Source organism: Bradyrhizobium sp. RP6, assembly GCF_003837805.1.
GTDB lineage: Bacteria > Pseudomonadota > Alphaproteobacteria > Rhizobiales > Xanthobacteraceae > Bradyrhizobium.
This window is the reverse complement of record NZ_RQIT01000007.1, coordinates 220,317-233,912: the sequence shown is the minus strand read 5'-3', so window position 1 is coordinate 233,912 and position 13,596 is coordinate 220,317. Positions and strand designations below refer to the sequence as shown.

The following is a 13,596-nucleotide window of genomic DNA, read 5'->3' as shown; positions in this document are numbered from 1 at the left end:
GGAAAGCCGGCCTATGAACTGCTGCCAGGAAAGCGGATGACGAATTACGCAAAGTGAGGGGCTTTGATCACCTCAACGACAGCCAGCCGAGCGTGAACAGGATGCCGCCGATGATGAAGGCGACCGCGATCGCCCAGGTGCTGACGCGGACGCTGCCGGTGACCTGCTTGGCTTCCTCATTATGAGCGATCTCGCGATTGCGCTCCTTGTTCGCTTCGCTCGTATTCGTCATGGGTCATCCAAATCGCTTGTTGGTTTAACGCGTCTTGATGAAGCACATGCCGATGCGGCGCGAGGCCGCGGCAGCCTGACAGGTGAGACCGTTAGCACAGCTCCATGACGTAAAACTCTTGTCCGGCGCTCCCGATCCCGCATCTTGCAGGGAACAATGCGCGCCCCAGCCGTCCTGATATTCGGTGCCGGCGAGTTCCTTACCTCCGCGGGTCTGCGGCCGGCTGGCAAATCCGCGTGAGAAATCAGGCCTTTTGCCGGAGGCGAACGCGACCAGAATGTCGCGGCGGCGGAGCTGGTCGCCGAAAAAATGCGGCGAGGCCGGCACGATGGCGGAATTGGGGGGCCTGTCCGCGAGCCAATCGACGCCGGGGAAATGGAAGCCGCCGATGCCGCGGGTCTGGTGGCAGCCGGCGCAGGTGACGTCGTTGAGACGGCGTTGGAAGCCTGCGACCGAGCGGACGTTCTGCATGTCGACACCGCGTGCCGCCGCCTGCTTCAGCGCACCGATCACGTCGCCAGCGGTGAAGACCGGATCGCCGCTACCCTCACCCTGCATCATGCCGAACTCGGGCTGCAGCGCCGAGGCATCGAGGCCGGCTGGGGTCGGCACCACCGCGGCCCTGGCCAGGAATTTTTCTGGGATCAGCACGGTGCCGAGATCGAATTCGCGCAGATGATCGGGCGCGAGCAACCAGGCCTTGAAGTCGCGCAGGAGCGCATCGTCGGCGTGGATCCTGTCGCGGTCGATCTGGTTCTCCAGCGTCGATTCCCCGAACGTCTTCGTGGCAGCGTCGTACTTGAACACCTTGAGCAGATAGTCGGAGCGAAAATCGTGCAGCGCCGATTTCGGCGCGACCGAGACCTGGATGTTGGTCTCGATGCGGTCGAGCATGGCGTCGTAAGGGGGGATTCGACTGCCGATCAACCCCTGCCAGTCGCCATTGTCGAGCCAGCGCCGGGCAACCTCGGCGCAGGTGACCGGCGTGCCGTTCGCATCGGTCTGACGCGGATCGCGCGCCTTCATCACGAGGTTGAGCGTCATTGGCAGGCGCGTTGCGGTCTTGCCGCCATTCGGCCCGCCGTCGAAACGCGCCAGACGATAGATCAGCCGGATCTCGCCGCAGGACTCTTCCGACACATAGGCGCGGTCCATGCGGTTGACGATCCCGGCCAGCACGAACCGCGTGTCACGCGACTTCAGATTGGCCCGATCGAACAACTGGACGTCGAAGCCTTCGCCGACGCCGATGGTCTCGGTCGGATATGTCGCGCTGTACCGAGCGATGTAGCGATCGAGTTCAGCATCGATCGCCGGCGGAATCTCCTTCAGCTGCGGCAGCGACGCGAACATCAGGTCTGTGGTGAGCGGGACGTCCGCGTTCCGCTCCGGCGAGAGCAGACGCGAGATCGTCAGCGTGCTGTTCTGGTCGAGCTTGCGCAGGAGATCGGGATCGGTGATCGCCGTGCCGCGCGTCAGCGCCGTATTCTCCGCTGCGAATAGCGAAACGACGCCGCCCAACAATACGGCGACAGCAAAGAGAATTCGCAAGGCGCGGCTCATGCCTCAGGTAACACCGCGCAGAGACGCCTATTCAAGTAAAAAGGCGCCTCACATCGTGGTGAAGCGCCTTTTCGAAAGATATCGAACGCTCAGCGCGACACGATCAGGCCCCTGCTGGTGACGACCACCCAGCGGCCGTCCTGACGGCGGATCGCATCGACGCGGCCGACGCCGGGGATGGGATCGCCGGGATAGACCTCGTAGAGCCCGTCGCGGCCCTCGATCAGCGCACCGCCATTGCCGGCATTGCGCAGCCTCCAGCCCTCGATTGTCGGCAGACGGCCGACTTCGGTCCTGGGGGCGGCGGGAGCCGGTGCGGCTGCGGCGGTCGCAACCTGGGCCGGCGCGATCGAGCCGGTGGTCTCCCTGGCGGGAGCTGCTGCAGCCTGCGCGGACGCTGCGGGCGGCGTGGCGCGAAGCTTGTCGACGGTCTCGGACAGCTTTGCGATCTTGGCCAGCGGCTCGGCCTGCGCCTTCTCGAGCTTGTCGAGGCGGTCATTGGTCCGGTTGAACTGGCTGACGCCGGTTTTCGAGCTCTGCTCGACATTGGCCTTCAGTGCGACAAGGTCGGCATCGATCCGCGCGACCGAAGCATCCAGCGCGCTGGTGTCGGCGACCTGCACCGGCGCCTGGGCCGGGGCGGCGAGACGCATCATGCCGGCGGTCGCAAGCGCGCCGCTGATCGCGCCGACGCAAGCGGCGATCGCCACCACCGCGGCCATCGCCGACAAGCGGCGCCTGCCGGTCTGGCGCGGCTCGTCCGCCTTCACATGGGGAGCGAAGTCCTCGCGGTCCCAGGACCGGTCCGAGGGCGCCATGACGATGAGCTTGCCCGGCTTTGGCTCGGCCTTGGGTTCGGCCTTGGGTTCGGCTTTCGCTTCGAATTTCGGCACGTCGATCCGCGGGGGCTCGACCTTGGGAGCTTCCGCCTTGACCGGATCCGGCTTGGGCGGCGCCTCGTGATCGGGGGCGATCGAGGGGGCGTCGATCCCGGCAGCAGCCTCCATGGCCTGCGGCGCGGTCGCTATGGATTCGACGGCGCCATGATCCTGGGCAGGCTGCTCGGGCAATGGTTCGCTCACGGCTCAAATACTCCAGTCTGGATTGACCTTTTGGTAACTTTCATTGCTTGCGAAATCCTTACCTTGGGACCCGCTTACCGAAACTTTAGGAATTGATCCGGGGCCGAATTTGGCCGGGAAGATGGAACCGGCGTGGCGGGTGTGAAACAGTTTGTAACCGGGGGAAGATGAACCGCGGCGGAATGGACCCCAGCAGCCTTCGTCGGTGCGGCTTCGTCGTCGCGCGGGGGTCGCCGACAGAGAGTAAGCCGCGGGGCCTCACGTCATCATTGCGAGGAGCGGAGCGACGAAGCAATGACGGAGTCTGGACTGTCGCGCCGCCTCCAGTCGCGCGTCCGTCACATCACGACCGGCGCGTCCGGCAGTTCGTTCGAATGCGATGCGCCCGGCGGAAAGTGCCTTGCCAGCTCTTTCGACACCGCTTCGATGCCGGCGATGACGCCATGCTCGAAACGGCCCGATCTGAACTCGCCCTCCATCGCGCGGCAAATGCTCTCCCAGCCTTCGGCGCCGACCTTGGCATCGATGCCGCGATCGGCGACGATCTCTACGTCGCGGTCGGCGAGCAGGAGATAGATCAGCACGCCGTTGTTGTGCGCGGTGTCCCAGATGCGCAGATGCGAGAACACGTCAAGCGCGCGCTCGCGCGCCGGCTGGTTGCGGAACAGCGGCACGCCGTCAAGCGCGCCTTCGACGACGAAGCGGACCTGACCGGAATGGGTCGCCTCGCCGCGCTTGACGGCGTGCTCGATGCGGTCGAGCACGGCTTGCGGGAAGATCTGCTTCACCCGCCAATGATGCTGCACGAGATGTGTGGCAATGCGCTTGATGCTCATGATCGTTACCAATTCCCCGAGGCGCCGCCACCGCCGAAACTACCCCCGCCGCCGCTGAAGCTGCCGCTGTCGCTGGAAGACGATCCGCTGCTCCAGCCGCCCGAGCCACCCGACCACGAGCTGCCGCGCGACGACCTCGTGCCAGGCCCCATCGCCGAAAAAAGATCGGCGATGAACCCGATGATGAAGCCGAGCACGCCGACGGCCGCGGCGATCGCGGCGGAGCCGAGGATGAGCCAGGTCACCGCCGCGATGATGCCCCCGGTCACCAAGGATCCGAGCAGCCGTCCCAGGATCGCGCGGAAGAACCCGCCGACGCCTATCGAAGCAAACAGCGCCACGGCAAACACCGGCATAAGGTCGTCCAGATTGTGGGCGAAGTTTGCGCTGCGCGACGGCGACGGCAGCGGCTCGCCATCGATCACCCGCATCATGCGGTCGACGCCTGCGCCTATGCCCGCAGCGAAGTCGCCGCTCCTGAACTTGGGGGTGATATCCTCGTCGATGATGCGCCGTGAGGTCACGTCGGTCAGCGCGCCTTCGAGGCCATAGCCGACCTCGATGCGCAAGTGCCGGTCGTTCTTGGCGACGACGAGGATCGCGCCGTCGTCGACCTTCTTGCGGCCGATCTTCCAGGCCTCAGCGACCCGGATCGAGAATTGCTCGATCGTCTCCGGCTGGGTGGTCGGGACGATCAGGACCGCAATCTGACTGCCCTTGCGGTTCTCGAAGTCACTCAGCTTTTGCGACAGCGCTGCGATGTCGCTGCTGGACAGCGTGCCGGTCTGGTCGACGACGCGGCCGGTGAGTTGAGGTACGGGGACGTCGGCGAAGGCGGGGAACGCAAGGATAAGGAAGAGCGCGATGACCGCTATCGTCCGCAACAAACTCGCCGTCATCGCCCGCGAAAGCGGGCTATCCAGTATCCCAGAGGCAGCCGTGCCTGAACCGAGAAGCCGCGGCGTACTGGATTCCCCGCCTTCGCGGGGAATGACAGCACTGTGTGGGGCGCGCATGAGAGGCGAACGCGCTTACTTCGATGGCGCCGGGGCCGGGTTGAAGTCCACCTTCGGCGCGGTCGAGATCGCCTTCTCGTTCTCGACCGAGAAGTTCGGCTTCTCCTTGTAGCCGAACGCCATCGCGGTGAGGTTGCTCGGGAAGGAGCGGATGGTGACGTTATAATCCTGCACCGACTTGATGTAGCGGTTGCGCGCGACCGTGATGCGGTTCTCGGTGCCCTCCAGCTGCGACATCAGATCCTTGAACAGCGCGTCGGACTTCAGCTGCGGATAGTTCTCGGTGACGACCAGCAGTCGCGACAGCGCGCTGGAGAGTTCGCCCTGGGCGGCCTGGAACTTCTGGAACGCGGCGGGATCATTCAGCACCTCGGGCGTCGCCTGGATGCTGCCGACCTTGGCCCGGGCGTTGGTGACGCCGAGCAGCACGTCCTTTTCCTGCTGGGCAAAACCCTTCACCGAGTTGACGAGGTTGGGCACGAGATCGGCGCGGCGCTGATACTGGTTCACGACCTCGGACCAGGCAGACTTGATCTGCTCGTCCTCACTCTGGATCGCGTTGTAGCCGCAATTGGTCAGGCTCAGCGAGGCCAGCGCCGCCAGCACGGTCAGGATCTTGCGCATCAAATTTCTCCCGGTGGAATCTGATACAAACTACCAGATCGAGCACGCGAGACGCCAGAGCGCTCGAAAGCAGCCGGCTGACGCAAGCCTCTTGCCTATCGCAGGCCGACATAGTCAACTCCGGCAAAAAGCGGAAAGGCCGGAGGAAACACGATGTCCTCGTTCGAGACCATCCTCGTGGAGAGGCCGGATCCGGCGATCACCCGGGTCGTGATGAACCGGCCGGAGGCACGCAACGCGCAGAACCTGCAAATGACCTACGACCTCAATGCCGCTTTCGACGCGGCGGTGCAGGACGATGCGGTCAAGGTGATCATCCTCGCCGGCAATGGGCCACACTTCTCGTCCGGCCATGACCTGCGGCCCGGCGCCAAGAATGCCGCAGGCGTCGATTTTCCGCCGATCGGACATTGGGGCGGCTTTGACGAGGCTGGTGCCCATGGCCGCTTCGCGCGCGAGCAGGAAATATATCTCCAGATCACGCGGCGCTGGCGCAACCTCGCCAAGCCGACCATTGCCGAGGTGCATGGCAAGTGCATCGCCGGCGGGCTGATGCTGGCCTGGGCCTGCGATCTCATCGTCGCCAGCGACGACGCGCAGTTCTGCGACCCCGTCGTCACCATGGGCGTCTGCGGCGTCGAATGGTTCGTGCATCCCTGGGAGCTCGGCCCGCGCAAAGCCAAGGAGTTCCTGTTCACCGCCGACAGCTGGAGCGCGCAGGAGGCGCACCAGCTCGGCATGGTCAACCAGGTCGTGCCGCGCGCCGAGCTGTCGTCGCGCGTGCTCGAGCTGGCGCGCCGGATCGCGGCAAAACCGTCCTTCGCGCTGAAGCTGACCAAAGAAGCCGTCAACCGCTCGATCGACGTAATGGGCCAGCCGGCCGCAATCGACCAGGCTTTTGCGCTGCACCAGCTCTGTCACGCCCATAATCTCCAGGAGTTCGGCATGATCGTCGATCCCGCCGGACTGCATCCCTCCGTGCGCAAACCGCCGGCGGCCGCGGAGTAAACACGATGGACCTCAATCTCAGTGACGAGCAAAAGCTGCTGCGCGAAAGCGCCGAACGCTTCGTGGCCGAAAGCTATGACGCCGATCACCGCCGCAAGATGGCGAACGATCCGCTCGGCTTCAGTCCGGCCGTTTGGAAGCAGTTCGCCGAGCTCGGCTGGCTCGCGCTGCCGCTTCCCGAAGAGTTCGGGGGGCTCGGCGGCGGCGCGGTCGACATCGGCATCCTGATGGAGGCCTTCGGCCGCGGGCTGGTGTCGGAGCCCTATGTCGCCACGGCCGTGCTGGGAGCCGCGCTGATCGCCAAATGCGGCACCAGTGAGCAGAAGCAAGCGAGCCTGCCCAAGGTGGCGGACGGATCACTGAAGCTTGCCCTGGCGCATTCCGAGCGCGCGGCCCGGTTCGATCTCGCCAAGGTCACGACCAGCGCCAACAAGACGGCGCAAGGCTGGCACCTGTCCGGCAGCAAGGTCGCCGTGCTCGACGGACATGCCGCCGACGACATCATCGTCTCCGCCCATATCCACGATCATCGAGGACCGTCGGGGCGGATCGGCCTGTTCCTCGCGCAGGCGACGACGCCGGGTCTCGTCATCAGCGATTATCCACGCCTCGGCGGCGGACGAGCCTGCAACATCGAGCTGTTCGACGCGCATCTGCCGGAAGACGCCCTGCTCGGCGACGGCAGCGACGCCCTGCCCGCGATCGAATGGGCCGTCGACCGCGCCATGGCAGCACTAGGTGCGGAAGCCGTCGGCATCATGCAGACGCTGCTCGACACCACACTGGAATATACCAAGATCCGCAAGCAATTTGGCCGGCCGCTCTCCGCCAACCAGGTGATCCGCCACCGCCTCGCCGACATGGCGATGCAGGTCGACGAGGCCCGTTCAATGGCGCTGCGGGCTGCGTTGAAGGCAGATAGCGCGCCGATCGAGCGTGCCCGGGCGGCATCGGGCGCGAAGGCGAAGATCGGCAGATGCGCGCGCTTCGTCGGCGAGCAGTCGATCCAGCTCCACGGCGGCATGGGCGTCACCGAGGAGCTCGAGGTCGGCGGCTATTTCAAGCGGCTGGTCGCCTTCGACACGCTGTTCGGCGGCAGTGCACATCACTATGCCCGCCACGCCGAGCTGGGACGCAGGGCCGTCTCGGCCTGACAAGGAGCGCATCATGGACCTCTCGTTCAATGCCGAGGAGCGTGCCTTCCAGGACGAAGTGCGCGGCTTCATTGCCAAGAACCTCACCGAGGAGATGAAGCGCGCGACCGCGCTGACGCCGTCGGTGTTCTCCGACCCCGACATCGGCATGGCCTGGCAACGCGCGCTGCACAGGCAAGGCTGGGGCGCGCCGGGCTGGCCGGTCGAATATGGCGGCCCGGACTGGACTCCGGCGCAGCGCTGGATTTTCGAGACCGAATGCGCGCGCGCCGGCGTGCCCAATGTCAACGTGATGGGCGTGAAGATGGTCGGGCCAGTCATCATCGGCTTCGGCTCACCGGAGCAGAAGAACTTCTACCTGCCGCGGATTCTCTCCGGCGAGGATTACTGGTGCCAGGGCTATTCCGAGCCCGGCTCCGGCTCCGACCTGTCGTCCCTGAAGACGCGCGCGGTGCGCGACGGCGACGACTACATCATCAACGGCACCAAGATCTGGACCACGCATGCCCATCACGCGAACCGCATGTTCGCGCTGGTGCGCACCGGCGACGGGCCGCGGCAGCAGGACGGCATCAGCTTCATCCTGATCGACATGAAGACGCCGGGCATCACCACAAGGCCGATCCTCACTATCGGCGGCGATCACGAGGTCAACCAGGTGTTCTTCGACGATGTGCGCGTGCCGGTCGCCAACCGCGTCGGCGAGGAAGGCAAGGGCTGGACCTATGGCAAATATCTGCTCGAGTTCGAGCGCGGCTCGGGGATTGCCTCGGCCAAGCTGCGCGAGGGGCTGAAGGCGATCGCGGACCTTGCCGAGTCCGACCTCACGGGACGCGCGATCGACAGCCCCGATATCGCGACGCGCCTCTCCGAGGTCGAGGTCGACATCGACGCGCTGGAGATGACCGAGCTGCGCGTGCTCTCGGCACTGCAAACCGGGCAAAATCCCGGCGCGGTGTCGTCGATCCTGAAGCTGCGCAATAGCGAGATCCGCCAGGCCGTGACGCGGCTGGGCGCCGACGTGATCGGCCATGACGCCCTCGCCGTGGAGCCGATGCGCCCGCTCTACAAGCTCAACCACGAGCCGGCGACGCCCGAGGAGATGCTGACGGTGATCCCGGAATATCTCAACGGCCGCGCCTACACGATCTTCGGTGGCACCTCGGAGATCCAGCGCGACATCATCGCGAAGATGATGTTGGGGATTTGAGGGCTACGGCTTTCTCCTCCGTCATTGCGAGGAGCTCTTGCGACGAAGCAATCCAGAATCTTTCCGCAGAGAGAGACTGGATTGCTTCGCGGAGCCTGTCATCGGGCCGCGCTTTGCGCGGACCCTGTGGCTCGCAATGACGGTGCTAACCGGCCGCCTTCGCGTCCCGGATCGCCTGCCAGATCTTCTGCGGCGTGAGCGGCGTATTCAGCTGGGTGATGCCGAGCTCGGCGAGCGCGTCCATGACGCCGTTGGTGACGCAGGGCGGGCCGCCGATCGCGCCGGATTCGCCGCAGCCCTTGGCGCCGAGCGGATTGGTGCGGCAGGGCGCGGAGTCATCCAGCGTCACCACGATCGGCGGGACGTCGTCGGCGCGCGGGATGCAGTAGTCCTGATAGCTGGCGGTCAGGAGCTGGCCGTCGGCATCGTAGGACACGCCTTCGTACAGCGCCTGGCCGATGCCCTGCGCTACACCGCCATGGATCTGGCCGGTGACCAGCATCGGGTTCACGGCGACGCCGACGTCGTCGACCGTGGTGTAGCGCACGACCTTGGAGACGCCGGTCTCGGGATCGATCTCGACCTCGCAGATATGCGTGCCGTTCGGCCAGCTCGGGCCGTCGACCTCACCCTCGGAATCGACGCTGAGCTTGGCGCCGTTCTCCTTCTCGGCGAGATCGAACAGGCTGATGCGGCGGTCGGTGCCGACCACGGTGAGCATGCCGCCCTGGTACTCGATATCCTCGACCGAGGTCTCCAGCACGTTTGCCGCCTTTTCGCGTGCCTTCTGGATCAGGTCGTTGGAGGACACAGCAACCGCGGTGCCGCCGACGAACAGCGAACGCGAGCCGACGCTGCCAAAGCCCATGGCGAGATCGGTATCACCCTGGACCACATCGATCTTGTCCATGGGAATGCCGAGCGTGTCGGAGATCATCTGGGTGTAGGTGGTCTGCAGCCCCTGACCCATCGCCATCGTGCCGGAATGCAGCACGACGCGCCCCTGCGATGTCGCGTGCAGGCTGACCTTCTCGGTGTGGGCGCGCCCGCCGGTCCATTCGATGTAGGAGGTCAGTCCGCGGCCGTAGAGCAGGCCCTTCTTCTTCGCCGCCCTCTTGCGCGCGGCAAAGCCGTCCCAGTCGGCAAGCTTCACGGCGCGATCGAGCATGTGCGCGAAGGCGCCGGAATCGTAGACCTGGCCCGCCGCATTGGTGTAGGGCAGCTGCGCCGGCTTGATGTAGTTGGCCTTCCGGATCGCACGCGGATCCATGCCGATTTTTCGTGCGGCGGCGTCGAACAGGCGCTCGACGATGAAGACCGCCTCGGGGCGACCCGCGCCGCGATAGGCACCGACGGGCGCGGTGTGGGTCATCACCGACTTCACCTCGAAATGCACCAGCGGCAGATCGTAGACGCCGGTCTGCACGAACGGTCCGAGCACCAGCGGAATGATGTTGGCCGCGCCCGAGGAATAGGCCCCGGTGCAGCCGATCGACTTGACGCGATAGGCCAGCACCTTGCCCTTCTCGTCCAGCGCAAAGGACGCGGTCGAGGTGAGGTCACGGCCATGGGTGCCGCCGACGAACTCGTCGGTGCGGTCGCCGCGCCAGCGGATCTTCCTGTTCAGCTTGGTCGCGGCATAGGCGACGATGCCGTCCTCCGGATAGAGATTGGTCTTCTGGCCAAAGCCGCCGCCGATGTCGCCGACCAGCACACGGACGCTGTCCTTCGGGCGCTTCAGCACGGCTTCCGCCAGCACGTCGCGGGTCGACGCCGGCGTCTGCGACTGCACATGCAGCAGGAGACGGCCTGTTTTCTTGTCGATCTCGGCAATGGTCGAGCGCGGCTCCATCGCGGAGGGCACGAGGCGCTGGCTGACGAGATCGAGCTCGACGGTGTGCGCCGCCTTGGCAAAGGCCTCGTCCACCTTGGCGGCATCGCCATAGCTCATGGCCCCGACGATGTTGTCGGGCGCCTCCGGCCACACCACGGGCGCACCGGGCTTCACGGCCTCGATGGGATCGACCACCGCGGGCTGAACCTCGTACTCGACGACGATCGCTTCGGCGGCGTTCTGCGCCTCCGCGCGAGAGGAAGCCACCACTGCGGCCACGGCCTCCCCGGCGTAGCGCACGATCTCGTAGGCGAGCAGCCGGCGCGGCGGCACGGTCATCGGCTTGCCGTCGGGGCGCTTGAAGATATTGAGCGTCGGGATGCTGCCGACGTCGTCCTTGACGAGGTCGGCGCCGGTGTAGATTGCGGTGACGCCGGGCATTCCGGCCGCGGCGCTGGTGTCGATCGAGACGATCTTCGCGTGGGCGTGCGGCGAACGCAGCACGTGCAGCCACAGCGCGCCCTCCTCCGGCTTGTCGTCGATGAACTGTCCCTTCCCGGTGAGCAGCCTCTGGTCTTCCAAACGCTTGACGGGCTGGCCCGCTCCGAAACGCAAATTGCCGGGAAGAATGTTCATTCCGTTATGTCCTCGAAATCCGGAAAACGACCGCGGCGGTTTTAACCGATTTTGCGGGCCAGACAACCGAGCCCGGGCACATCTGCAATGCGCGTCAGGGCCTCTTTGCTGGCGCGGATCGGCCGGCTAGGACCTATCGATGTCGATGATGCCAATATTCACGTCACGAGTGTCCGAGCCCCGCTTGACAGTGAGGCGAACGGTCTTCCCGGCGCCGGCCTGCTCGAGCGCATCGGTCAGGTCGGAGAGGCGCCGCACCGGCTTGCCCTCGACCGCGGTGATGATGTCTCCGACCGCTCCAGTCGAAAAATTGACACCGCGGATTCCCGCCCGCTCGGCAGGGCTGCCGGGGGCCGTCCGCACCACGATCACCCCTTCGACGCCAAGCCGGGTCGAAACATCCTCGCCGGCGGCCACGATGCCGATGCCGGGCGTCGGCACGCGACCGTTGCGAATGAGCTCGGGCACAATCCGGTTCACGACGTCGACCGGGACCGCAAAGCCGATGCCGGCGTTCGAACCGGACGGCGAAATGATCGCAGTCGTGACGCCGATCAGCCGGCCGGCAGAGTCGAGCAACGGTCCACCCGAATTGCCGGGGTTGATCGCGGCATCGGTCTGAATGACATTGGCAATCTCCCGACCGCCATGGGTCGGAAGCCTGCGCTTGAGCGCGCTGATAATGCCGCTCGTCATCGATTGATCCAGTCCGAAGGGATTACCGATCGCGAAGGCGGATTGCCCGACCTTCAGGTCGCTCGAGCTGCCGAGAGCGATCGGCGGTGGAAGCTCGCGCACGCTGCGAATCCGCAGCACCGCAAGATCGTAATTGGGAGCCGTGCCGACGAGATCGACCTGGGCCACCTCTCCCGAGGCAAAGCGCACGGCGATTTCGCCGCCACTGGCGACGACGTGATTGTTCGTCACGAGATGCCCGTCGCGATTCCAGACGAATCCCGTGCCGGAAGAGCCGCCCTGGCCTTCCTCACCCATGAGAGGATTGGTCGCCGATTTCACCGCCACCTGGACGACCGAAGGAGACACGCGCTCGAAGATCTCGATGGTCGCCTTTTCGCCATCGGACAGCGGACCGCGCTGCTCGACCGCGCGCGCGGAGGGCGCAGCCCATGGGACATGCAGCGTCGGGACATGCAGGATCTTCGCGGCAGTGACGGCAAGCAGCAGGGCGGCGAAGGCTGCCGCGGCAATCGCGTAGCGACGATTCATCGGTGACCACCGTCTCCAGTGCTGAATACGGCCTTGGGATGCACATGCATGGAGTGACAGACCTCGCTCACGCGGCAACGTCGCAGACGAACGGAAGTTTCCCGGTTGGGAGGTAAGGGCTTTTCTGGCTCATGCACGGGTGCCGGGGCATATTGCCGCGTGCCAAACAGCTAGGTCAGCTCGCGCAGCGCCATTTCCACCACCTTCCGTGCATCGGCCGTGAGCGGCGCCTGCGGCGGGACGGGGTCGCCGACATCGTAGCCCTGGATCGCAAGCCCCGCCTTGATGCAAGCGGCGAGGTTGTAGCGGGCGAAGGCTTCGTTGATGCGCCACAGCCGCCGCTGGAGCACCATGGCCTCGTCCCAACGGCCGGCCTTGCAGAGCTCGTAAAGCGCAACGCTCTGGCGCGGGATGATGCAGGCCGGTCCCGCCATCCAGCCGCGGCCGCCGATCAGCATCACTGCGGCGGGGATATGAGCCGAGGCCGAGAACACGCGCAAGGCATCGCCGCAGCGGCTCATGATCGAGAGCAGCCGGCCGGTGTTGGTCGAAGCATTCTTGATGTAGCCGATGCGCGGATGTTCGGCGAGGCGCGCAATGACGTCGAGGGTGAGATCGGAACGCTGAAATTGCGGATTGGTGTAGATGACGACGGGGATGTCGACGGCATCGGCGATGGCGCGGAAGTAGGATTCGACCTGGACGTCGGCAAGCGGGAAATAGGCTTCCAGGATCGCGAGGATGCCGTCGGCGCCGATCTTCTGGTAGGCCTTTGCCTGCGCCACGGCATCCGTCGTGGAGGTGGAGGCGACGCCGGCCACGACAGGTACGCGGCCCTGCGCGGCCTCGATCGTGGTCTGCACGACCACCGCGCGTTGCTCGGCGTTGAGATAGGCGAATTCGCCGGTCGAGCCCAGCGGCGTCAGGCCGTGTACGCCGGCGCCGATTAGGTCGTCGCAGAGCTTTGCCAGCACGTTGGCCCGCACCGTGCCGTCGGCACCGACGGGCGAGACGAGATAGGGAAAGACACCGTGGAATTCGGACATGTCAGCTGCATTCAGGACATCAGGCCGCCGTTGCGCGCCTCACCGCTGCTAACACGGGGAAAAATCGCCAGCAACCCTGTGCATTGACCACTTCTTAAGGACGTTGCGCACCAACATCGTCTCGCGCC

General features: G+C 65.4%; 12 protein-coding genes. 3 read left to right on the top strand and 9 right to left on the bottom strand.

Translation table 11 applies throughout. The features are described 5' to 3' along the window. Nucleotides 1–67: 67 nt before the first annotated feature. The 6 genes from EHH60_RS37570 to EHH60_RS16700 form a co-directional block, all read right to left on the bottom strand. A complete protein-coding gene (locus EHH60_RS37570; RefSeq protein WP_199751516.1) occupies nt 68–232 on the bottom strand; it encodes a hypothetical protein in 165 nt (54 codons plus the stop codon). 24 nt (nt 233–256) lie between these two features. Further along, entirely contained in the window at nt 257–1,795 is a 1,539-nt protein-coding gene (locus EHH60_RS16720) for a hypothetical protein (RefSeq protein WP_124160543.1), read from the bottom strand. Nucleotides 1,796–1,884: 89 nt separating this feature from the next. After that, nucleotides 1,885–2,865 carry a hypothetical protein gene (locus tag EHH60_RS16715; RefSeq protein ID WP_199751523.1) on the bottom strand — a complete coding sequence of 327 codons (981 nt, stop codon included), beginning with the start codon at nt 2,863–2,865 and terminating at the stop codon, nt 1,885–1,887. A gap of 350 nt (nt 2,866–3,215) precedes the next feature. Next, the gene (locus tag EHH60_RS16710; RefSeq protein WP_124160541.1) at nt 3,216–3,713 is read right to left on the bottom strand and encodes a TPM domain-containing protein; all 498 of its coding nucleotides are present in this window, start codon (nt 3,711–3,713) and stop codon (nt 3,216–3,218) included. A 5-nt stretch (nt 3,714–3,718) separates the two neighbouring features. Further along, nucleotides 3,719–4,612 carry a TPM domain-containing protein gene (locus EHH60_RS16705; protein WP_199751515.1) on the bottom strand — a complete coding sequence of 298 codons (894 nt, stop codon included), beginning with the start codon at nt 4,610–4,612 and terminating at the stop codon, nt 3,719–3,721. Nucleotides 4,613–4,744: 132 nt separating this feature from the next. Next, the gene (locus tag EHH60_RS16700) at nt 4,745–5,353 is read right to left on the bottom strand and encodes a LemA family protein (protein WP_124160539.1); all 609 of its coding nucleotides are present in this window, start codon (nt 5,351–5,353) and stop codon (nt 4,745–4,747) included. A 153-nt stretch (nt 5,354–5,506) separates the two neighbouring features. On the opposite strand from EHH60_RS16700, the gene EHH60_RS16695 reads away from it, so the two are divergent. The 3 genes from EHH60_RS16695 to EHH60_RS16685 are packed head-to-tail and all read left to right on the top strand — an operon-like array spanning nt 5,507 to nt 8,725. Continuing rightward, complete coding sequence (locus EHH60_RS16695) at nt 5,507–6,361, top strand: enoyl-CoA hydratase (RefSeq protein WP_124160538.1); 855 nt, start codon at nt 5,507–5,509, stop codon at nt 6,359–6,361. Between the two features lie 5 nt (nt 6,362–6,366). After that, on the top strand, nt 6,367–7,515 hold the full coding sequence (locus tag EHH60_RS16690) for an acyl-CoA dehydrogenase family protein (protein WP_124160537.1): 1,149 nt from the start codon (nt 6,367–6,369) through the stop codon (nt 7,513–7,515). A 13-nt stretch (nt 7,516–7,528) separates the two neighbouring features. Beyond that, complete coding sequence (locus EHH60_RS16685; RefSeq protein WP_124160536.1) at nt 7,529–8,725, top strand: acyl-CoA dehydrogenase family protein; 1,197 nt, start codon at nt 7,529–7,531, stop codon at nt 8,723–8,725. Between the two features lie 145 nt (nt 8,726–8,870). Here the strand turns inward: EHH60_RS16685 and EHH60_RS16680 are convergent, their stop codons facing one another. From EHH60_RS16680 to EHH60_RS16670, 3 genes are all read right to left on the bottom strand, one after another. Beyond that, entirely contained in the window at nt 8,871–11,195 is a 2,325-nt protein-coding gene (locus EHH60_RS16680; RefSeq protein WP_124160535.1) for a xanthine dehydrogenase family protein molybdopterin-binding subunit, read from the bottom strand. A 126-nt stretch (nt 11,196–11,321) separates the two neighbouring features. Beyond that, a complete protein-coding gene (locus tag EHH60_RS16675) occupies nt 11,322–12,422 on the bottom strand; it encodes a S1C family serine protease (RefSeq protein ID WP_124160534.1) in 1,101 nt (366 codons plus the stop codon). 170 nt (nt 12,423–12,592) lie between these two features. Beyond that, nucleotides 12,593–13,468 (bottom strand): dihydrodipicolinate synthase family protein, encoded by an 876-nt coding sequence (locus EHH60_RS16670; RefSeq protein WP_124160533.1) that lies wholly within the window; start codon nt 13,466–13,468, stop codon nt 12,593–12,595. Between the last annotated feature and the right edge of the window lie 128 nt (nt 13,469–13,596).